A 20,497-nucleotide genomic window follows, 5' to 3' on the forward strand; every position below is an offset into this window, starting at 1 on the left:
TCACCTCGGTGGGCGCCGCCCCCGGTTCACTCCGGGCCCGGCGTCAGGACGAGGCTCCCGCCAGCCTCCAGCAGCTCTGGTCCCAGCGGTACCGCTGGAGCTACGGCAGCATGCAGGCGATGTGGAAGCACCGCGGCGCGGTGACCTCCCGCGGCCCGGCCGGCCGCTTCGGCCGGGTCGGGCTGCCGCTCGTCGTGCTGTTCGGCGTGATCGCCCCGCTGCTGGCACCGCTCGTCGACCTGTTCCTGCTGTACGGCGTGTTCTTCGGGGACGCCGGGATCACCCTCACCAGCTGGGGCGGCTTCATCCTGCTCCAGGCCGTGCTGTCCTGGTACGCCTTCCGGCTCGACCGCGAGAAGCCCTGGTACCTGATCAGCCTGCCGATCCAGCAACTGGTCTACCGGCAGCTGATGTACATCGTCCTGCTGCAGTCCGCGATCACGGCGATGACCGGCGGCCGACTGCGCTGGCAGAAGCTCCGGCGCACCGGCGAGGTCGCCGTACCGGTGGAGGCCCGGCCATGACCGCACACACGGGCCTCGGACGTCATCAGGACACCGTCCAGTTGAGGATCCCCGCCGTCCTGCGCCAGGGACAGCCGCCGGAACAGGAGTACGAGCCGGAGCACGCGCCGGAGCCGGGGCAGGCACCGGAGGCGCCGTCCCCGCGCAAGGGCGGCCGCGACCGCTATCTCGACCTGCTGCGCGCGCTGGCCCTGGTCCGCGTGATGATCTACCACAACTTCAGCTGGTTCTGGCTGCCCCTCGTCTTCCCGTCGATGGGCGTGATGTTCGCGCTGGCCGGCTCGCTGATGGCCCGCTCGCTCAGCCGTCCCGCCCTCGGCGTGATCCGCGGCCGACTGCGCCGGCTGCTGCCGCCGATGTGGCTGTTCGGCGCCTTCCTGATCACCCTCCAGATCATCGACGGCTGGGGCCCCGACACCGACGGCCACCCCACCTGGTGGTGGACCAAGCTGGCGTTCTGGATCCTGCCGCTGAGCACTCCGCCGTACGCGGACGACCTGCCCGGTTTCGGCCGCGTGGAGGGCGGCTGGGCCATGCAGATCACCGTCCCGCTCTGGTACCTCCGGGCCTACCTCTGGTACGTGCTGCTCTCACCGCTGATGCTCTGGGCGCTGCGAAGGCTTCCGTGGGTGACGCTGTTCAGCCCCCTGGCGGTGCTCATCGTCATGAACGCGTTCTTCGCCGACCAGGATGTTCGGCTCCTGCTGGATCCTCGGCATGGCCCACCAGGAGGGCCTGCTCAAGAAGATCCCGCAGTACGTCCTGCCGTCCGTCGCCCCGCTGGTGATGGTGGCCGCCCTCTGGTACCTGCAGACCCGCCCGGTCGACCCGACCGTGCACACCGACATCGAGTCCTGGCCGATCGCCCAGGCCCTGTGGTCCCTGGGCTTCGTCGCCATCCTGCTCCACGTCAGCCCGTCCTGGGACCAGTGGCCCAGGGTGCTGGAACGCTGGAACGGCCTGGTCAGCCTGCTCAACTCCCGCGCGGTCAGTGTGTACTTGTGGCAGCAGGTGGCGCTGGTGGCCGCGATCCCGCTGATCGACCCCCTCTGGAGCGTCCCCTTCTTCTACGACGACCTCCAGTGGCTGCTGGCCAGTCAATGGTTCACCCTGCTGGTGGCGATCCCGCTGGTCGGCGTCCTGGTCCTGACCTTCGGCTGGGTCGAGGACGTGGCCGCCAAACGCTCGCCGCGGCTCCTGCCGTACCCGCGCCGCAAGCGGGGCAGACGCCGCTCCACCGACTGACGGGGACCGCGCCCGCGCCCCACGCCCCGCAGCCCGCAGCCCGCACCCGCACCCGCATCAAGGGGCCGCTTCGGAGTGATCCGAAACGGCCCCTTCGGCCTCCCCGGCCGGTCAGACGTGTGTCGCGGCGCCCCGCGCACGCGGCAGCGGTGTGCCGACAGGCGGAGCCGCATGGCCGGAACGGGCCTTCTTGACCGTGAGGTACACCTGCAGCGCTCCGATCCACACGAGCGCCGAGCCCAGCAGGTGCAGCATCACGAGGAGCGACGGCAGGGCCGTCACCGACTGCACCAGCCCCACGAGGCCCTGGCTCAGCAGGACGGCCAGGAAGACGGCCGCCTTGCGGCGCGCGGCGCCGAAGAAGCCGTCCTTGGGCAGTGAGTGGAGCAGGGCTCCGGCCAGGACCAGGACCGCCCCGGCCAGCACGCTGTGCACGATGGTCACGGCCGTCCAGTCGAGGGGCATCCGCGGCACGTCGGAGGAATCACCCGCGTGCGGGCCGGAGCCGGTGGCGAGCGTGCCGACGAAGACCAGCAGGGCCGTCACCGCGACCAGCGCCGCCGACAGCGACCGGATCCGCACGTCGGACCGCGGCGCGAGCACGACCGGCGCGCCGGGCCCAGCACCGTCGGTACCGACATCGGCGCCGACTTCCGCATCGGCATCCGCGTCGGCATCCGCGTCCGCATCGTCACCGGCATCGGCGTACGCCGCGTGCCAGGTGTACACCGAGGCGGTGAGCAGCAGCGTGGCGGCGAGGAAGTGCGCGGCGACGATGTACGGGCTCAGTCGCATCCACACGGTCACTCCGCCAACGACCGCGTTGAGCACGACGATCCAGAACTGGGCCCAGCCTCCGCGCAGCACTGCGGGCATCGGCTTTTCCTGGAGGCGCGCGGTGATGATGACCCAGCCCACCACCGCGCACAGCGCCCCGGTCAGGAGGCGGTTCCCGAATTCGATGGCGCCGTGCACCCCCATTTCCGCCGTGGGGGCCAGCGTTTCTCCCGTACACATGGGCCAGTCGGTGCAGCCGAGACCGGAGCCGGTGACGCGCACGATTCCACCGGTCACGATGATCGCGATGCTCGCCACGACCGAACCCAGTGCGGCGGCTCTGACACTTCTCGCTCCGAGGGAGTACCTTCCGGCAAGCCATGAGAGGGGAGTGCGCACGATCAGCCTTCCTTCGAGCCGCTTCTACGCGTGACGGCGCGGGAGCTCAGCGTACGCCGCACGTTTGCCGCGGTCCGACGGGGCTCGACGCCCATCGAAGGCATATCCGGGAGGCATATTTGTCATGAGCCCCTGGAAGGGGCATCGCCACCGAGACGGTGCGCTTGCGCCGGTGGGGCGGTCGACCGCCTCCCTACGCCAGGGCGCTTTATCCTCATTTCGCAGATATTCTGAGAAATGTGATCGAGTCTGGACGGCCGCGCCTCCGCAGACGCCCAGGCCAGGGATGGCTTGTGCGGCTGTCACCGGTCATCCTGACCATCGTCATCGCCAGCCTCGCTTACACCACTCCGCCGGAGATGGCCTTCAGCCGTCTCCTGCCCGCGGCGCCGGCCCTCGCCGCCGCCATGTGGCCGGTGCTCCCCACCGTCCTGCTCGGGACGGTCTGTCTCCTTCTGATGATCGGCCTCAGCCTCGTCTTCCCCGATCTGGGGACGTGGTGGACGGCCTCGGGGATCATCGCGGTCACCGTGGCCGCCGCATACGGAAGCCATGTCCGCCTCCAGCGGGAGCGCACGCTCTTCCAGGTGAGGCTCGTCGCCGACGCGGCGCAGCAGGTGGTGCTGAGCCCCATGCCGCGCCGCATCGGCTGCATCGAGATCGAGTCGCTGTATCTCGCGGCCGCGGCGGAGGCCCGCATCGGCGGGGACTTCTACGAAGGCGTCGACACTCCGTACGGGGTCAGACTGCTCATCGGTGACGTGCGGGGCAAAGGCCTTCCGGCCGTGGGGGCGGCCGCGGCGATCGTCAACGCCTTCCGCGAAGCAGCGTACGGCGAGCCCGACTTGGTGGACATCGCACGCAGGCTGGACGCCAGCAGCATGCGGTACAACTCCGCCTTTCCCCCCGAGGGGCCGATGGAGCGCTTCGCCACGGCACTCCTCGTCGAGATCCCGCACGAGGGCACACGCATCAGCATCCTCAACTGCGGACACCCCCCGCCGCTGATCCTGAACCGCGGGAAGCTCCGTGTCCTCGACCCGGACAGCCCCTCCCCGCTGCTCAGCCTCGCGGAGCTGATCGGTGATCAGTACAGCGTCGACACCTTCGACTTCGCCATCGGCGACGTGCTGCTCCTGTACACCGACGGGATCGCCGAAACCCGCGCCCGCGACGGCGAGTTCTTCCCGCTGACGGCCTGGATGCGCCGACAGCCGGTGGCCCCGCCGCGCGAACTGCTCACGGCTCTCCACCGTGATCTGCTCAGCCACAGCAGAGGGCGCCTCGACGACGACATCGCCGCCCTCGCCGTACGCCTGTGTGAGCCCTGAGGGGAACGGAGGGCCCACCCGTCTACGTGGCGCGGGTGGCGATCCGGCCCGCCGCCTCGCGTCGGGACAGGCGCTCGCTCTCCCGGTCCGCCCAGCGCCGGACCCGGCCGGGTTCCAGCGGGGCGCCGTGGCCGACGTGGAGTCGGGTGGGGTCGAGGGCGAGCATGGCGCGCAGGCTCGTGAGGTTCTGCCGTGGGTCGTCGTGGAAGGGCGGATTGGCCGGCCTCCCCGGGATGAGGCCCATGAAGGAGTTCGCCACCAGGTCGCCGGCGACGAGGTCTCCGTCGTCGGTGAGGACGGAGACCGATCCGGCGGTGTGTCCGGGGGTGGGCATGATGCGGCCCATCGGGCCGGTGGGCAGGTACGGTTCGCGGACCCGGCCGCTGCGGTACGGCCCGAGGTCGGCGATGTGGCCGGCGACGGGCGCGCCGGTGAGGCGGCGCAGTTCGGCGGCGGAGCCGAAGTGGTCGATGTGCCCGTGGGTGATGACGATCAGCGAGACCTCGCAGGGGTCCACTCCGTGCTCGCCGCCGGGTGGCGCGGGTGTGACGACAGGCCCTAGCGGAATCGGCGCCGGTACTCGGCGGGAGTGGTCCCCAGCCGGCGCCGGAAGGAGCGGTGCAGGGTCTCCACCGAGCCGAGGCCGGTGGCCGCGGCGATCTCCGGCAGGCCGCCGTCGCTCTCCTCCAGCAGCCTGCGGGCGGCTTCGAGGCGGGCGGACTCCACGTAGGCGGCCGGTGTGCCCCCGGTGCGCAGCCGGAACAGCCGGGAGAAGTGGCGCACGCTCAGGTGCAGCCGTGCGGCCAGGGCCTCTGCGCCGAGGTCCTCGGCGAGGTGGTCCGCGATCCACACGCGCAGCTCGTCGATCCGGTCGCCCGAAGTGGCCGGGGCGGAGAGCGGAACGCTGAACTGGCTCTGCCCGCCGGACCGCTTGACGTACATGACCATCATCCGCGCGGTGGCCAGGGCAAGGGCCTGGCCGTGGTCCTCGGCGACCATCGCCAGCGCCATGTCCAGCCCCGAGGTGACACCGGCGCAGGTCCACACGCTCCCGGACCGGATGAAGATCGGGTCCGGATCCACGGTGACCCGGGGATGGTCGGCGGCCAGCCGTGCGGCGGTGAGCCAGTGGGTCGTTGCGGACCGTCCGTCCAGCAGGCCCGCCGCGGCCAGCAGGTGCGCGCCCGCGCAGATCGACCCGGTCCTGCGCGCGGGCGGCGCCGCCTCACGCAGCCAGTCGGTGACCTCGCGGTCGATCACCGGCTCCACCGCGTCGCCCACCAGGCCGACCCCGCCGGCCACGAGCAGGGTGTCGACCCGGCCGCGCACCTCGTCGAGGGCCAGGTCCGCCAGCAGCCGGACGCCGCTGGAGGTGGCCACCGGTCCGCCGTCGGCCGTGGCGATCTGCACGAGATAGCCGGGGCGGGCGGTGCCGGCCACCCGTGTGGCGACCGAGAACACCTCGGCCGGGCCGGTGACGTCCAGCAGTTCCGTACCGGAGAAGGCCACGATGACGACTCTGTGCGGTTCGGGCATGCGCTGATCATTTCGCCCCGCGGTGATGGCCGCAATGACGAGGTTCTGTCAGATCCGGACAGCCCGTGTGCCCGGCCCCGTCCAGCCCGGATCGCGCCCGCTCAGCCCGACCGCCCGGTCCAGCAGCGGGGCGTCGTCCGCCACGGGGACCACGGGGCCGAAGATGTCCCCGCCGCCCCCTTCCTTCGAGGACTCCAGGAGGAAGGCGTACGAGGTGTCCAGCGCGGCCTGATCGGGTGCGTACTCCTGGCCGGTGGCCCGGGCCAGGTCCCAGCCGTGGATCACCAGTTCGTCGACGGCGACCACACCCGCGATCTCGCCCGGCAGGTCCACGCCGCCCGCGCGCGTCATGCCGGTCCAGGCGGCCGGATCGCTCCAGGCCTCGGCGAGTTCGCCGAGGACCCGGGGCAGTTCCTCGCGCCAGTCGGCGGGGAGGGAGGGCACGGCGGTGTCGGGGGCCGTGTCCGTCGTGGGGCCCAGATCCTTGCGGGCGGCGTCCCGGAAGGCGACGGCGAGGCCGGCGAGGTGGCCCAGCAAGGTGCCGACCGCGTACTCGGGGCAGGGCGTCGGCCCGGCGAGCAGGGCGTCCGGGACACCCCCGGCGAGGCGGGCCACGATCCGGGCCTGCGGTCCGAGGTCGAGAATCGTCGTACCGGTCATGTTCCGCTCCTTCGTGGCAGGGGTCTGGAGGGTAGACCGGCGACGGAGCCCGAACTCATCGCGACGCGGGCGCAATGTTCACCCGGAGCGACAGCTCGGCCCGGGAGGGGAACGAGCCGGGGAGGGGAACGGCCCGGGAGGGGAACGAGCCGGGAGGGGAACGAGCCGGGAGGGGAACGAGCGTCGTGCGAGCCGCTTGGTACCGCAGGGCCGGCCGTGCGGAACCCGCTCAGGGGCAGCTGATGCGGGTGTCGCCGGGGTCGGTGGTGCAGGTGTCGGAGCCCATGCCGCCGTTGGCGGTGTCGTTGGCGCCGACGCCGTCGGTGGTGGTCAGGCGGTCGTTGCCGTAGTAGCCCGTGAGGGTGTCGTTGCCCGGGCCGCCGTTCAGGGTGTCGTCGCCGAAGCCCCCGTCGATGTTGTCGTTGCCGGGTCCGCCGTGGACGGTGTCGTTGCCGTAGCCCGCGCGGACGGTGTCGTTGCCGCTGAGGGCGCAGATGACGTCGTTGGAGTAGCCGCCGTTCAGGGTGTCCGTACCGCTGGTGCCGATGAGGGTGCAGCCGCGGGAGTTGTTCACCGAGGTCGAGGCGCCCGCACTGTTGTTGGCCGGGTTCGGGTCCTGGGTGGAGGCGGTGGCGGAGGCATTGTTCGTCAGGGTGCCGGTGGCACGCGGTTCGGCCGTCACCGTGACCGTGGCGCTCGCGCCGGGTGCGAGGCTGCCGAGGGCGCAGTTCGCCCCGGTCGCCGTGGTCGTACAGGTGCCCTGGGAGGGGACGGCCGACAGGAGGGTGCCGCCGGCTCCCGAGAGGGTGTCGGTGAGCGTCACGCCCGTCGCGGTCACGGTGGACGTCGCGGCGCTGGAGACCCGCACCGTGTACGAGGCCTGGTCGCCGATGCTCACGGTCGTCGTGCCGGTCTTCGTCACCGACAGGTCGGCGGTCGGCGGGGGCGGAGGCGGAGCGCTGCCGCCGCCTTCGTAGCGGGCGATGCCGAAGGCGCCCAGCCCGGCCAGGCCCGCGGCCACGATCTTTCCGTCGGGCTGCACGAGCAGTCCCCGGATCTCCTCGCCTCCCAGCATGCCGGTGTACACCCGGCCGTCACCGCCGCCGAAGCCGGTGTCCAGGCTGCCGCTCGGCAGGTAGCGGGCGAGGGCGAAGTCGGTGGCCTCCTGGCTGTCGGGGTCGTCGGCCGTGCCGCCGACGAGGATCTTCCCGTCCTGCTGGAGCGTCATGTCGTACGCCACCGCCGTGCTGAGGGGCCAGACGGTGGTGACCCGGCCGCCGGTGCCGAAGGCGGCGTCGGGACTGCCGCCCGCGGTGAACCGGGCCAGTGCGAAGCCGGTGTTGGTCGATCCGGCGGCGACGACCGCTCCGTCGGACTGGACCGCCACGGCCCGGCCGAAATCCGTGCCGCCGAAGTCGGCGGTGGCCATGCCGTCGCCGCTGAAGGACGTGTCGAGGCTGCCGTTGGACAGGTAGCGGGCCACCCCGAAGTCGAAGGCGGTACTGCCCACGTGGCCGACGGCGACGAACCTGCCGTCGGGCTGGAGCGCCAGGCCGGTGGCCTGGCCGCCCGCGTCCCCGGGGAAAGCGGGGGCGAAGCCCGCCAGCACCGTGCCGTCCCCGCCGAAGGACGGGTCGGGACTGCCGTCCGCGTTGAGGCGGGCGAGTGCGAAGCCGGCCCCGCCGCTGAGGCCCACCGCGAGGATCCTTCCGTCCGGCTGGACGACCAGGTCGGCGGCCCCCGAGGCGCTGCCGAACGCGTCCACGCGCACCAGACCGGCCGAGCCGAAGCCCTGGTCGAGGGAGCCGTCGGTGTTGTAGCGGGCGAGGGAGAAGAAGCAGCAGCCACCGCCCTCGTCCACGACCTCCGTACGGCCGGCGACCACGATCTTCCCGTCGGAGGGCTGTACCGCCACCGCCTCGGCCTGGTCGTCACCCCCGAAATCGCTGGTCACCCGACCATCGCCGCCACCGAAGCCGGTATCGACGCTGCCGTCGGCGTTGTACCGGATCAGCGCCATGTCGAACGGGACGCCCGGCCCCGTGACGCGGCCGGCCACGACCAGCTTGCCGTCGCCCTGCCGGGCGACGTCCAGACCCTCGGAGTAGTCCCACGGCCCGCCGTCGTCGGGGAAGTACGTCTGGACCCTGCCGGAGTCGGCGAAGGAGGGGTCCAGGTCCCCCGGAGCCGCCAGCGCGATGCCGGGCAGCGCGAGGACCAGTGCCAGGGCGGCAGCCGCGGCTGCCGCCCCCGTGGCCGCCCGTCCGCCGCGCCGGTCGGAGCGGCGGCACTCTTCAGGTGGTCTGGGGTGTGAGTGGGGCATGGGCCTACGGACCTCCGAGTCGCGCCGGGAAGTGAGCAGGCAGCAGCTTCGTGCCGGACGCGCCAGGGACGGGCGAGGCGGGGACAGGGCTTGAGCCCTCCGGGGGAGGGGATCCACCCCGGTGGGCGAATGGGCGAATGGGCGAACCGGGAGGCCGGGGAGGGCCAGGCCTTCCTCGGACCGCGGGCCATCCCCGGACCGCAGGCCTTCCTCAGACCACGGAGAGCAGGTCCACCACGAAGACGAGCGTGGAACCCGCCGGGATCAACGGCGAGGGGGACTGGTCGCGATACCCGAGGCGCGGGGGAACGATGATCTCGCGCCGACCGCCGACCTTCATCCCCCTGATACCCCGGTCCCAGCCCTTGATGACCCTGCCTCCGCCCACGGCGAACTTGAACGGCTCGCCCCGGTCCCACGAGGCATCGAACTCTTTTCCGGAGGCGAAGGTGACCCCGACGTAATGCACCCGGACGACCCTGCCCGGCTTCGCCTCGGGCCCGTCCCCGACGACGAGGTCCCGGACGGTCAGCTCCTGGGGAGCTTCACCCTCCGGGAGCTGGACCTCGGGCTTCGTCAGTTCACTCATCGCAGCCTCATCGCTCTCCGCCCGGAATCCCTCGTACATACGACTGAAGTACATCAAACCCCACGGTGGCCGAGGTCCAGCCCGTCGGCGTGCGGCTGCTGTCATGCTCCGCGAAGTGCGCCGGAGCCGCCCGGAGCCGCCCGGAGCCGTTCGGACGCGGCGAGTGGTGTCGCGGCGCCCCACCGCGCCCGTGCTCATGGCGTGCGTCAGCGCGCGGCGCCCCGGGGGATGGCGAAGTCCGTCAGCCGGGCCGAGCCCGGCGCGAGACCCTGCCAGGGGCCTGGGCAGGCCAGCACCGCGATGCCGGACGTCGGGAACTTCTCCGACAGCCGCCCGATCCTGTCGGCCTCCGCCGCGTCCACGGCCTCCCGGGCGAGGCTGACGATCAGATCCGCCATGCCCGGGTTGTGGCCGACGAGCAGCAGCGTCCGTACCTCCGCCGGTACCTCGGACACCACCTCCAGCAGATCCTGCGGCTCGGCGGCGTACACCCGCTCGTCGAAGCGCACCGGCACCTCGGCGCCGAGCTGTCCGGCCGCCAGCGCCCAGGTCTCGCGGGCCCGCCGCGCGGTGGAGCAGATCACCAGCGCGGGCAGACAGCCTCCATCGCGCAGCCAGCGCCCCGCCGCCGGCGCGTCCCGCAGCCCACGCGGCCCCAGCGGCCGCTCGTGGTCCGCGACGTCGGGCCAGGCGGACTTGGCGTGGCGCAACAGCACCAGACGGGCGGCGGGTCCGGTACTCATGACGGCCTCATGCCCCCAGCCTCGCACGGTTCGGGAAACCGGGCGGGCCGATGAGGCTGCTGTGGTGGCGACCTCGCCGCCCGGTCGAGCAGTGCTACCGGAACGCCGCCGCCGTAGCCGGCCCCGCCGGGCCCGCAGCCCTTCGGAGCATCCGATGCCCGACCGCCGCGCGCCGCCGGCACGTGCGCGTCGCCTTCGGGATATCTCTGGTCGCAGGCGGCGGTCGGCGTGGCCGCCACGGTCCGGAAAGGCAGGTGGCCGGTGAGTGTCCAGCCCATTCCCGAGGGATACCCGCGCGTCACTCCGTACCTCTGTATCGACGGGGCCGCGGCCGGGATCGACTTCTACGTCTCCGTGCTCGGCGCACGGGAACGGATGAGGATGGCCGCACCCGGAGGCAAGATCGGCCACGCCGAGCTGGAGCTCGGCAACTCGGTCATCATGCTCGCGGACGAGTACCCCGACATCGGCTTCCGCTCGCCCAAGTCGGTGGGCGGCACGCCCGTCACCCTGCACGTGTACGTCGAAGACGTCGACGGGGTCCTCGCCAAGGCACTCGCCCGGGGCGCCACGGAGCTGCGGCCGATCAAGGACGAGTTCTACGGCGACCGTACCGGCCAGTTCGAGGACCCGTTCGGGCATCGCTGGAGCATCGCCACGCACATCGAGGACGTCCCGGCGGACGAGTTGGAGAAGCGGTCCGAGGAAGCCGAGCGCGCCATGAAGTCCGATCCGGGCGGTGGGTGACGGATCCTCGATCGGGGCCGGGCCGGGCCGGGCCGGCCACCGCCGTCTCGACACCCCGGCTCGTGTCCCGGCTCGGGGCCCGGACCCCGGGATTGCCGCTGCGCCTTTCACCAGGGCACGACGCCGGCGTCATCGAAGAACGTGCCGGACGGGCCGTCATCGGGCAGGGTCGCCAGCTTGACGGCGATGGCCGCGCCCTGTTCGGGGGTGCGCACACCGCGAAAGCCGTTGAGATCGGTCGCGACGTAGCCGGGGCAGCCCACGTTGATCAGGATGTTCGTGCCCTTCAGCTCCCGGGCGTACTGGAGGGTGACCGCATTGAGGAACGTCTTCGACGGCGAGTACGCCGCAGCCACCGGACCCGTCGTCAGCTCGGCGGCGGTACCCGACTGCCGGGCGAGGGAGCCGACACTGCTGGACATGTTCACGATCCGCGGCGAGGCGGAGCGGCGCAGCAGGGGCAGCATCGCGTTGGTGACGCGGATGACGCCGATCACGTTGGTCTCCACGACCGTCCGGATGGTGGCGGGGTCGACCCGGGTGGGCTTCTGTGGCATGTCGCCGGCGATTCCGGCGTTGTTGACCAGCACGTCGAGGCGCCCCGCCTGTTCCTCGATCAGCCGCGCGGCGGCGGTGGCGCTCGTCAGCACGCGTCCTTCGGATCTCGCCGGTTGAGCCCGTGCCCTCTGGCGCCGTGTTGCGGTCCCCGACAACCGGCGCGGGTCAGCCGCGGAGGGCTTCGGCCGGTTGTACGGAGGATGCGCGGCGGGCGGGATAGATCCCGGCCACGACACCGGTCGCCAGCCCGATGAGAGGGGCGGTGGCCAGGGTTAGCGGGTGCATGACCGGCGTCCAGTCCCTGATCAACGCCACGATCAGGATCGTCAGCGTACCGATCGCCGTGCCGATGAGACCGCCGAAGGCGCCCAGCGTGCCCGACTCGGCGAGGAACTGGGCGGTGACGTGCCGTCTTTGCGCGCCGAGGGCACGGCGCAGGCCGATCTCCCCGGTGCGCTCCAGGACCGCCACCAGGGTGGTGTTGGCGATCCCGACCGCTCCGATGACCAGGCACACCCCGGCGAGCAGCAGAAACAGCTGTTCGAGGTCGGAGGTCACCGAGGTCCGCAGGTTCTTCGGGTCGGGCGGCGCGACCGCCTTGAGGTACTCCGGATGGTCGGGGCGCAGCGCCGTGGGGGCCTCCCCGGCCACCTGGCGGGCGGCGCCCAGGTCGGTGGCGATGAGCATCCTGGCACCCTCGGCGGGCCGTCCCCACATCTCGACCGCGGTGGTCTGCGGTACGAGAACCGAGAGCAGCACGTCCGGCTGGCGCCGGACGTCCTCGACGATGCCGGTGACGGTGAACGGCTGCCCCCCGATGAAGATCGCCGGCTTGGTCTCCAACGTGGTGATCCCCAGCCGTGCGGCGATGCCCGAGCCGATCACGGTGACGCGCTGGCGGGCGTCGGCGTGGAAGTCGTCGTACAGCCTGCCCTGGGAGAGCCGGGGCTCGGCCGCGCGCAGGGCACCGGGGGCGGCGGCCACCACATTGAGGGGTTCCCCTGCGGTGTCGCCCACCGGGGCGGCGGTGACGACGAGTTCGGCGGCGCTGCGTCGGGGCTTCACCGTCCACAGCACCCCGGCGTGCCGCACCCCGTTGAGCCGCTCGACGCGCTCCGAGGCGTCGTCCGGGAACGCCGCGCCGGCGAACTTGTCCTGTTCGCGGGCGATGTCCTCGACCGTCACCTCCGTAGCGGAGAGCACGTTGAAACGGGCGTCGATCTGCGAGGAGGCGGTGGCCGTGAGGCCGAGTACCGCGACGAAGGCACCGACGCCCAGGACGGTGCCGAGCATGGTGAGCGCGGAGCGGGCGGGGCGCTGCAGCATCCCGGCCAACGCCTCGGCCAGCAGATCCCGTGGCACGAACGCGGAGTGCCCGATTCCGGGCAGGTGCGCGGCGCGCTGTGCCCTTCTGATCCGGCTCAGCATGCGCGTACCTGCTCGCTCTCGCTCAGAATGCCGTCCCGGATGGTGACGGTCCGCCGGCCGCGGGCGGCCACGGCCAGGTCGTGCGTGATGAGGACGATCGTGATGCCCTCGGCGTTGAGGGCCTCCAGCAGCAGGAGCACCGCTTCGGCGTTGCCGGTGTCGAGGTTCCCCGTCGGCTCGTCGCACAGCAGCAACGAAGGCCGGGCGACCAGGGCCCGCGCGATGGCCACCCGCTGACGTTCGCCGCCGGACATCCGGGTGGGCAGGGCATCGGTCCGGTGGCCCAGGCCCACCCGGGCCAGTGCCTCGCGGGCCCGCTCCGGGCGCTCACCGCGTGGGGCGCCGCCGTAGACCATGGCGAGTTCGACGTTCTCACGGGCGCTGCGGTGCGGCAGCAAGTGGAAGGCCTGGAAGACGAACCCGATGCGGCGGCCGCGCAACGTGGTGCGCTCCGTGTCCCCCAGCAGGCCGGTGTCGATCCCGTCGAGCAGGAAACTGCCGCTCGTGGGGGTGTCGAGGAGACCGGCGATGTTCAGGAACGTGGACTTGCCCGACCCGGAGGGGCCGACGACGGTGATGAACTCGCCCCTGCGGACCGTGAGGTCGCTGGGGCGGAACGCCTCCACGGGCGGCGGCCCCGGATAAGTGAGGCCGACCTGGCGGAACTCGATGACGGGCGTCTCGGACGCGGTCGGGGACCCGGTCATCGGGTACCTCCCTGCGCGTCGCCGTCGGTCCGGACCCCGGTCACCACCCGGTCGCCCTCGCCGAGGGCGCCGCCGTCCAGCGGGGTGACCTCGGCATAGCCGTCGCCGGTGGTGCCGGGCTTCACCCGGATCCGACGCTGCCTGCCGTCGTCCTCGAGCACGGTCACGGCAGTGGAGCCGTCGGCGCCGGCCGACACCGCCGTGACGGGCACGACCAGGACCTTGCCGCCGGTCGTGGCGGCCATGACGGTCAGACGGACGTTCTGCCCGGTCCACTCGGCCTCCAGCGCCCGGCCCGGTTCGAGGACCATCAGGTACCCGTCCCCGTCGGCCTGCCCGCCGCTCTGCCCACCGGGCGGCTGCCCGGCCTGCGCGCCGCCGTCGGTGCGCGGCGTCGTGCGGGTGGTGGCGATGGACCGTACGGAGGCCTTGGCGGTGGTGCCGTTGACCTCGGAGAGGATCTCCGCTTCCTGGCCCGCCCGGATCAGGCCCTTCTGGTGGTCGGGCACGTAGCCCTGCACCACCAGGGCGCCCGCGGCGACGGTCATCACGGCTCCCTGCACCTTCCCGCCGAGCCGTGCAGGGAGGTCCTGCACCCGGGCGGGGAAGCTCTCCAGGAACGTCACCTCGCCGGACGGGACCATGGGACCGGAGGCCGCCTTCGCGGCGACGAGACCCTCGCGCGCGGTGGCCAGGTCCTCCCGGGCGCGGTCGACCGCTTTGCGCGGCGACTGCAGGTCGCGGCCGCCGCCATCCGCTTTCCCGGGCGTTCCGGTGGTCGAGCCGGTGGTCTTGGGCGAGCCGGCTCCGCTGCCGGAGCCGGCCTCCGCGGTCTTCAGCGCGTCCTTGGCGTCGTCCAGGGCTCGTTCGGCCGAGGTCACCTGTGCTTCTGCTGTGGTGACAGCGGCCGATCCCTCCGCGCCGCCGACCGGAACGGGTTCGTAGCCGACCGCGTCGTAGAGCTTGGTGACCGCCGACTTCGTGCCCTCGCCGAAACGTCCCCGGTTGTCGGGGGACGTGGAGTGGCCCAACCGTTGCAGCGCGTCCTGGAGCTGGCCCACGTCACTGCCCTGGGCGCCGGGCTTGAGGTCGCGGTAGAGGGGAACGGCGCCCTGGAGGGCGATCACCGGACGGCCGGAGATCTCGACCAGCAGGCGGCCGGCGCCGACTTCATCTCCCGCCTTCAGCGGCAGCTTGGAGACCGTGGGACTGCCTCCATCGGCCGTGCCGCCGGGGGTGATCTCCACGCTCTGGCCGGCGACCACGGTGCCGCGCAGGATCACCGAGGAGGCCAGCGGCCGGTACTCGACCGGCGCGGTGATCACGGACGGTGCGGGGGGCCGGGAATCGGCCGCCGCCTGGGCGGGCGATTTGATCAGCAGGGAGGCTCCGAAGCCCGCCCCGGTGAGCGCGACCGCGCCCACCGCGATCAGAGTGAGCCAGCGGCGCCTGCTCCGTACGCCGTCACCAGCCTTGCCTCCTCGGGTGCGGGCTGCCTCGGCCACGTCCGCGGAGGGTTGTCCGTCGTTCTGCATTCAGTTCGCCAGTGCCTCGTTGGCCGACTTGATGACCGCGCCCTGGTCCTTCTTGATCTCGGCGAACCCGGCGGCGTTCTGCTCGATGTAGTCGTTCTGGATCTCCGTTTCGGCGCGGAGCAGCACGGTGGCGAGTTTCGTTTCCTGCTTGCATTTCACATCGGCCTTGGCCACGGTCTTCTCCTCCGGTGAGGCGGAGTTCCCCTGGACCGCGTACTTCTCGGTGGGCTGCAGGAAGGCGGTGTGCTGATATCCCGACGTCTTCATGCAGGCCGCCCATGCGTCCTGTGCCTTCTTGAACTCCGGCGTCTCCTGGGCCTTCCCGAAGGAGGAGTAGTCGATGCTGAGCAGTCCGATCTTGCCCTTTGAGGGGTCCTGCACCTTGTCGAGCCCCAGCTTGCGGCCGGCCTCCCCTACGCAGCCGCCCTCGGGGATGTCCTTGCCCTGGTAACTGCCGCCCGCGCCCGTCTTGGCGCCCTTGGCGCCGTAGACCAGGTACGCCTCGGGCGGAAGCTTGGTCCCGCTGGACACCGCGCCTTCGGCGTGCTCGCGGTCATCTGCCGATGGGATCACGTGATAGCCGTGCTCAGCGGCGATCTTCTCGCTGACCACGCCATATCGGCGGATCACGACCTTGGACGGCTCGGCCTTCTTGACCGGCCAGTCGAAACCGAACCGCTTCATGCAGTCGGCAGCCAGCGTGGCATGAGCGGAGTCGACCTGCGCCTGCTGTTCGGGGGTGAAGAGGTAGGCCGACACCGGGAGGACGATGTCGGCCTCCGTGACGACATCCCGGACAGCGGAACCGCCACCGCCGGCGCCGCCCGGTTCCTGGCTGCCTTCCGAACAGCCGGTGAGCAGCAGCGTGCCGACCCCGGCGGCGATGACGAGACGCATGTAACGCAAAGGAACCCCTGGATAGAGTGGATGTGCGCGGTGGGGCGGACTTGGCCTCCGCCCCACCGTGGTCATGAGCAGGCGATCAGAAGTCGTACGTGACGCCGGAGCACCAGTCACCGAACCTGTGCGAGTTCATGACGTCGTTGGCGTACTTGCCGTTGCTGAGGGGGATGCCACTCATATCGCGGACGTGCCCGTAGGCGGCGACCCTGAAGCAGGGGCCGGCGTATCCGGAGTTGTAGTAGACCGAGACCTTGGTGTCCATGTCCCAGTTGTCGATGCTGCTGACGTTCGAAATGACGTTGTCACCCCGGTAGAGCGGGAGGCTGGTGCCGCCGTAGGTGATGTTGGCCCAGTTGGTACGGGAGCTGAAGTCGTCCCGCTTCTCTCCCTTGTAGTCGCCGTCCGACCAGAGGCAGACATTGTCGGGGGTACAGACGTCGGCCTGTGCGGGCGCGGCCATGGCGACTCCCGCGCCGAACAGGGTTGCCGCGGCAAGCAGCATTGCCGAAGTGCGTCGAATCATGAGATATTTCCTCGTTTTCAATCCATGCCGAAATAACGGCCGATAAATGAAGGGCCGGCGATCAGAAGTTGTACACGGGCCCCGTGCAAGCGCCGCCGAACTTGTGCGAGTTCATGTTGTCGTTGGCGTACTTGCCGGAGCTGAGGATGATGCTCGCCATGTTGCCCACGCTGCCGTAGGCCGCGATGTTGAAGCAGGGGCCGGCGTATCCGGAGTTGTAGTAGACCGAGACCTGGGTGTCCGGGTCCCAGTTGTCCATGGAGCTGACGTTGTTGACTGCGCCGTCGCCCGCGTAGAGCAGCCTGGTCGGGGCGTGGTCGTAGGTGATGGTGGACCAGTTGCTGCGCGAGTTGAAGTCGTCCCGCAGGTACCCGCTGTAGCCGCTGTCCGACCAGAGACAGACGTTGTCCTGGGTACAGCCCTGCGCCTGTGCGGGCGCAGCCATGGCGACTCCCGCACCACACAGGGATGCCACGGCAAGCAGCATTGCCGAAGTACGTCGAATCATGAAGCCTCTCCTCTTTCCCGATCCATTCCGAAATAACGGCCGATAAATGGCGAGAGGCATCCGGTGCGGAACCGTACCGCCCCTCGCCTCCCATGCGCACATCACATGAACGCCTGGTGAAAGACGCGCGCCAATTGACTTGATCGGCTTTCGGTGGCATAGAAGTGAATTTCCCGCCACCCGACGGGAGTGAATTACCACTCCACGGCAGCCATGCCCCCTGCTTGTGCGCAGCACGAACAGGGGCAGTCACCCAGTTCCGGCTGCCCCGTCCAATGCCCGCATCGCACCTGGTCGCAGCCCGCGAATTTTGTTCACGCCGGACCGGTGTCACCAAGGGCGAATTTAGACCGGAGCGGCGCGTGGTGGTGTGCGTGGAGTGCCGGGGTTCTGTGCACTGAGTGCCGTCGGGCAGCCATGGGAGAGCGCACGGTGTTCGGTGGGGGTGACGCCGTAGGCGTCACGGAACGCCCGGCTGAAGCCGGTGGCACTGGAGAAGCCCCATCGCGTAGCGATCGCTTGAACGGGCTGGCCGCTCAGCTCCGTGCATGCGAGGTCGGCGTGGGCGCGCTCGAGCCGGCGTTGGCGGATGCGTGCGGCGACGGTCAGGTCCTGGTCGCCGAAGAGGGCGTGGAGGCGCCGCAGGGATATGTTGTGCCGATCGGCGATCGTCCGGGGAGTCAGGTCAGGGTCCCCGAGGTTGTTCTCGATGAAGCAGTGGACCTTCTGCAGCCTCTCCTGTGCTCGGGCCTCGGCAGGCGCCTTGCCGAGGTCGCCGAGCCGGCGCGCGAGGAACGCAGTGGCCAAGTCCAGGGTGACGGCCCCCATCGCATGCAGCTCCTCGGGGCGACAGTGCGGACCGCGTGCGACCAGCGTCTTGAGGAAGTCGGCGAGGATCGCCCCCGACCCCACGTCCGCGGCCAAGCCCTGCGCCAGCAGGCCGTCCACCTGATCTGACCTGAGTGCCAGGGCCTGACGGGGAATCTGCATGACCAGTGCCTCGACCTGCCCGCCCGTGAAGGTCCCCGCGCTCGGTCGCGAGGTGTCCGTGAGCACGAAGCTCTCTTCGACCACCGAATCGTTGCCCCGCTGCGAGATGCTGAAAGTGCCCCGTGTGATGAGGGCCAGCTGGAGGTGCTCAGGGTCGCCGCGCCGGACATGGGCCGACGTGCGGCGCGAGACGACGGGCGAGCAGGCCGTGGAAGACAGCTGTGCAACGCCGAGATCCACGTGCATGAGGCTCGCCTGGAAGTCGGCCGCATGCAGGGTGTCGAGCGTGATGGGCATCACATCGTTGGACACCGCCTCGCAAAACCAATCAAATCTGTCCTTGCGCTCGACAGAATCCGACGTAACCAGCGACACCATGCGATCCCTCACAGCTCAACGCGGCAGCCGTCTTGGTCCTTCACCGGGTCGCCGACGAGCTGGCTGGACGCAGCGGCGCCTTGCCGGCCGACACGTCACGCACGCGTCGGAAACGCCGAACCGTCGCCACGGGCCAGGCATCTCCCTGACGACACGAACCGACAACACGCCAACCACTCCTACGACATGACCATGATCGCAGCAGCCCTGCCCCGGACCTCCGTCAGCTGGTCCGCAACGTGAACGGAGCGGCTTGGGGATGGACAAAGGCGCCTGCCGGGTCCAAGCCCAGGTCAGGCGCCTTCTTTTGTGGACCTAGTGGACCTGCGCCGGGGACCCGCTGCAGAAGTGGCAATGAGGCGTGGGCGCTTTGCGCCATTTTCGCCCAGGGTGACTGTCCACTCAGCGGTGCTTCGTGACCTCCGAGCGCTCTGGTTCCGGAGTTGAGACCGGATGCCCCGCACGGTGGTGGAGGTCGGGCCTGCCCGGATCCGCGCGGCGAACGCGCGTTGCTCCAGTCGGGTGTTCGCGAATGCATCCGGAAGTTGTGTATGTGTGGGTGGTTCGAAGAGTGTGGTCATTCTGGGGGGCCGACGAGGAGGTCTCTTTAAGAAACCTTGTTGAATAACGCTGACGCGTGGGGCGGTCTTGAATCAAATCCGGTAATCGGTCAGGGTTTCGAGCTGAACCCCCGGAGATCTTCCGGCTCCGGGAGGCTCACGCAACATGCCTTGACGCCCCACACGTCAACACGAGGAGCTCTCTCTCCATGTCAACACACAAGCACGCACTTACCCGTTCGCGCGGCTTCCGGGTCCTTGCAGTGGCCACGGGAGTCGCCACTGCAACTGGTGTCTGCATGCTGATGTCCCCTCTCGCCGGTGCGAACACTCCGGCCGAGGGGACGGTGTACGGGCTCGGCGCACCCGGTGCGCTCAGCGGCAGCTACATCGTCATACTCGACAAGGACGCGGATAAGCAGGCGCTCGCCAAGAAGTACGGCGGCGAGCTGAAGCGCACCTACGCGTCGGCTGTCAACGGCTTCTCCGCGTCCGGTCTTTCGGAGACCAGTGCCAAGCGTCTCGCCGCTGATCCGGCGGTGGGCAAGGTCGTCCAGAACAAGAAGTTCTCCATCAACAGCACCCAGGACAACCCTCCGTCGTGGGGCCTCGACCGCATAGACCAGGCGGAGACGGCGGGGGACAAGAAGTACACGTACCCCGACGCGGGTGGTGAGGGTGTCACGGCCTACGTCATCGACACCGGCGTGCGGATCAGTCACAAGGACTTCGGTGGCCGGGCCGCACACGGCTTCGACGCAGTGGACGGCGACCAGAGCGCCGACGATGGCAACGGGCACGGTACTCACGTCGCCGGAACCATCGCGGGCACCTCCCACGGGGTGGCCAAGAAGGCCAGGGTCGTCGCGGTCCGTGTGCTCGACGACAACGGGTCCGGCACCACCGAGCAGGTCGTGGCGGGCATCGACTGGGTGACGCAGCATCGCAGCGGCCCCTCGGTTGCCAACATGAGCCTCGGTGGCGGCGCCGACGAGGCGCTCGACGAGGCAGTACGTCGGTCGATAGCCGCTGGTGTCACCTATGCCGTCGCGGCGGGTAACGAGTCCACCGACGCCGGGCAGGGCTCTCCCTCGCGGGTCCCGGAGGCCGTCACGGTGGCCTCCAGCACATCCGACGACTCGCAGTCCTCATTCTCCAACTTCGGCTCGGTCGTGGACCTCTACGCACCGGGCTCGGACATCACCTCCGCCTGGAACGACAGTGACAGCGGCACGAAGGTCATCTCCGGCACCTCGATGGCGACCCCTCACGTGGTGGGAGCGGCGGCCCTCTACCTGGCAGGACACGCGGACGCGTCGCCCGCGGAGGTCGCACAGGCCCTGATCGCAGGGGCGACCTCGGGGAAGATCACCAACCCGAGCAGCGGAACACCGAACAAGCTGCTGAAGGTGTCTGCACAGTAGGCGGAGCCGTCCGCGTCGGGGGCGCCCCGAACGGGGGGGGGGGGGGGGGACCAAAAGAGGAGATTTTTCCCTGAGGTTCCCTGGTGTGTCCCCCGCAGAAATTTCCTTT

At 70.5% G+C, this 20,497-nt stretch carries 19 protein-coding genes and 2 pseudogenes; 6 read left to right on the forward strand and 15 right to left on the reverse strand.

The features are described 5' to 3' along the window. The 3 genes and pseudogenes from ACFWBW_RS17435 to ACFWBW_RS17445 form a co-directional block, all read left to right on the forward strand. On the forward strand, positions 1 to 524 hold a 524-nt coding region (locus ACFWBW_RS17435; RefSeq protein WP_385373305.1), incomplete at its 5' end, for a glycosyltransferase. Between the two features lie 203 nt (positions 525 to 727). Next, positions 728 to 1,135 (forward strand): annotated as a pseudogene (locus ACFWBW_RS17440) (acyltransferase family protein); the annotation flags it as partial. A 79-nt stretch (positions 1,136 to 1,214) separates the two neighbouring features. Beyond that, entirely contained in the window at positions 1,215 to 1,769 is a 555-nt protein-coding gene (locus ACFWBW_RS17445; protein ID WP_385373479.1) for a hypothetical protein, read from the forward strand. Between the two features lie 111 nt (positions 1,770 to 1,880). Here ACFWBW_RS17445 and ACFWBW_RS17450 read toward each other — a convergent pair whose 3' ends face one another. Next, complete coding sequence (locus tag ACFWBW_RS17450; protein ID WP_385373306.1) at positions 1,881 to 2,945, reverse strand: heme A synthase; 1,065 nt, start codon at positions 2,943 to 2,945, stop codon at positions 1,881 to 1,883. Between the two features lie 293 nt (positions 2,946 to 3,238). Between ACFWBW_RS17450 and ACFWBW_RS17455 the strand changes: the two genes are divergently transcribed. Next, positions 3,239 to 4,276 carry a PP2C family protein-serine/threonine phosphatase gene (locus ACFWBW_RS17455; protein ID WP_385373308.1) on the forward strand — a complete coding sequence of 346 codons (1,038 nt, stop codon included), beginning with the start codon at positions 3,239 to 3,241 and terminating at the stop codon, positions 4,274 to 4,276. A gap of 22 nt (positions 4,277 to 4,298) precedes the next feature. Here ACFWBW_RS17455 and ACFWBW_RS17460 read toward each other — a convergent pair whose 3' ends face one another. From ACFWBW_RS17460 to ACFWBW_RS17485, 6 genes are all read right to left on the reverse strand, one after another. Continuing rightward, entirely contained in the window at positions 4,299 to 4,793 is a 495-nt protein-coding gene (locus ACFWBW_RS17460) for an MBL fold metallo-hydrolase (RefSeq protein ID WP_385373310.1), read from the reverse strand. Between the two features lie 41 nt (positions 4,794 to 4,834). Next, positions 4,835 to 5,812: a GlxA family transcriptional regulator gene (locus ACFWBW_RS17465; protein ID WP_385373312.1), complete on the reverse strand. Its 978-nt coding sequence runs from the start codon at positions 5,810 to 5,812 to the stop codon at positions 4,835 to 4,837. A gap of 48 nt (positions 5,813 to 5,860) precedes the next feature. Then, entirely contained in the window at positions 5,861 to 6,472 is a 612-nt protein-coding gene (locus tag ACFWBW_RS17470; RefSeq protein WP_385373314.1) for a TIGR03086 family metal-binding protein, read from the reverse strand. Positions 6,473 to 6,701: 229 nt separating this feature from the next. Continuing rightward, on the reverse strand, positions 6,702 to 8,795 hold the full coding sequence (locus tag ACFWBW_RS17475) for a calcium-binding protein (protein WP_385373316.1): 2,094 nt from the start codon (positions 8,793 to 8,795) through the stop codon (positions 6,702 to 6,704). Positions 8,796 to 9,006: 211 nt separating this feature from the next. After that, positions 9,007 to 9,384: an FKBP-type peptidyl-prolyl cis-trans isomerase gene (locus ACFWBW_RS17480; RefSeq protein ID WP_385373318.1), complete on the reverse strand. Its 378-nt coding sequence runs from the start codon at positions 9,382 to 9,384 to the stop codon at positions 9,007 to 9,009. A 206-nt stretch (positions 9,385 to 9,590) separates the two neighbouring features. Further along, positions 9,591 to 10,127 carry a SixA phosphatase family protein gene (locus tag ACFWBW_RS17485; RefSeq protein ID WP_385373320.1) on the reverse strand — a complete coding sequence of 179 codons (537 nt, stop codon included), beginning with the start codon at positions 10,125 to 10,127 and terminating at the stop codon, positions 9,591 to 9,593. Positions 10,128 to 10,388: 261 nt separating this feature from the next. Between ACFWBW_RS17485 and ACFWBW_RS17490 the strand changes: the two genes are divergently transcribed. Next, positions 10,389 to 10,874, forward strand: coding sequence for a VOC family protein (locus ACFWBW_RS17490; RefSeq protein WP_385373321.1), 486 nt, complete (start codon positions 10,389 to 10,391; stop codon positions 10,872 to 10,874). A gap of 107 nt (positions 10,875 to 10,981) precedes the next feature. Here ACFWBW_RS17490 and ACFWBW_RS17495 read toward each other — a convergent pair. From ACFWBW_RS17495 to ACFWBW_RS17530, 8 genes and pseudogenes are all read right to left on the reverse strand, one after another. After that, a pseudogene (locus ACFWBW_RS17495) lies at positions 10,982 to 11,515 on the reverse strand (SDR family NAD(P)-dependent oxidoreductase); the annotation flags it as partial. 82 nt (positions 11,516 to 11,597) lie between these two features. After that, positions 11,598 to 12,860 (reverse strand): ABC transporter permease, encoded by a 1,263-nt coding sequence (locus ACFWBW_RS17500; RefSeq protein WP_385373323.1) that lies wholly within the window; start codon positions 12,858 to 12,860, stop codon positions 11,598 to 11,600. Next, positions 12,854 to 13,567, reverse strand: coding sequence for an ABC transporter ATP-binding protein (locus ACFWBW_RS17505; protein ID WP_385373325.1), 714 nt, complete (start codon positions 13,565 to 13,567; stop codon positions 12,854 to 12,856). The genes ACFWBW_RS17500 and ACFWBW_RS17505 overlap by 7 nt, the downstream gene beginning before the upstream one ends. Next, positions 13,564 to 15,102: a peptidoglycan-binding protein gene (locus ACFWBW_RS17510; RefSeq protein ID WP_385373328.1), complete on the reverse strand. Its 1,539-nt coding sequence runs from the start codon at positions 15,100 to 15,102 to the stop codon at positions 13,564 to 13,566. Before ACFWBW_RS17510 ends, ACFWBW_RS17505 begins: the two co-directional genes overlap by 4 nt. Then, positions 15,103 to 16,008 (reverse strand): hypothetical protein, encoded by a 906-nt coding sequence (locus ACFWBW_RS17515; RefSeq protein ID WP_385373330.1) that lies wholly within the window; start codon positions 16,006 to 16,008, stop codon positions 15,103 to 15,105. 76 nt (positions 16,009 to 16,084) lie between these two features. Further along, positions 16,085 to 16,528, reverse strand: a complete 444-nt coding sequence (locus ACFWBW_RS17520) for a peptidase inhibitor family I36 protein (RefSeq protein WP_385373332.1) — start codon at positions 16,526 to 16,528, stop codon at positions 16,085 to 16,087. A 61-nt stretch (positions 16,529 to 16,589) separates the two neighbouring features. Continuing rightward, the gene (locus tag ACFWBW_RS17525) at positions 16,590 to 16,973 is read right to left on the reverse strand and encodes a peptidase inhibitor family I36 protein (RefSeq protein WP_385373334.1); all 384 of its coding nucleotides are present in this window, start codon (positions 16,971 to 16,973) and stop codon (positions 16,590 to 16,592) included. 408 nt (positions 16,974 to 17,381) lie between these two features. Further along, positions 17,382 to 18,404, reverse strand: a complete 1,023-nt coding sequence (locus ACFWBW_RS17530) for a helix-turn-helix domain-containing protein (protein ID WP_385373336.1) — start codon at positions 18,402 to 18,404, stop codon at positions 17,382 to 17,384. Between the two features lie 769 nt (positions 18,405 to 19,173). Between ACFWBW_RS17530 and ACFWBW_RS17535 the strand changes: the two genes are divergently transcribed. Then, the gene (locus tag ACFWBW_RS17535) at positions 19,174 to 20,388 is read left to right on the forward strand and encodes a S8 family serine peptidase (RefSeq protein ID WP_385373338.1); all 1,215 of its coding nucleotides are present in this window, start codon (positions 19,174 to 19,176) and stop codon (positions 20,386 to 20,388) included. Positions 20,389 to 20,497: the final 109 nt, after the last annotated feature.

Source organism: Streptomyces sp. NPDC059957 (assembly GCF_042730015.1).
Classification (GTDB): Bacteria; Actinomycetota; Actinomycetes; order Streptomycetales; family Streptomycetaceae; genus Streptomyces.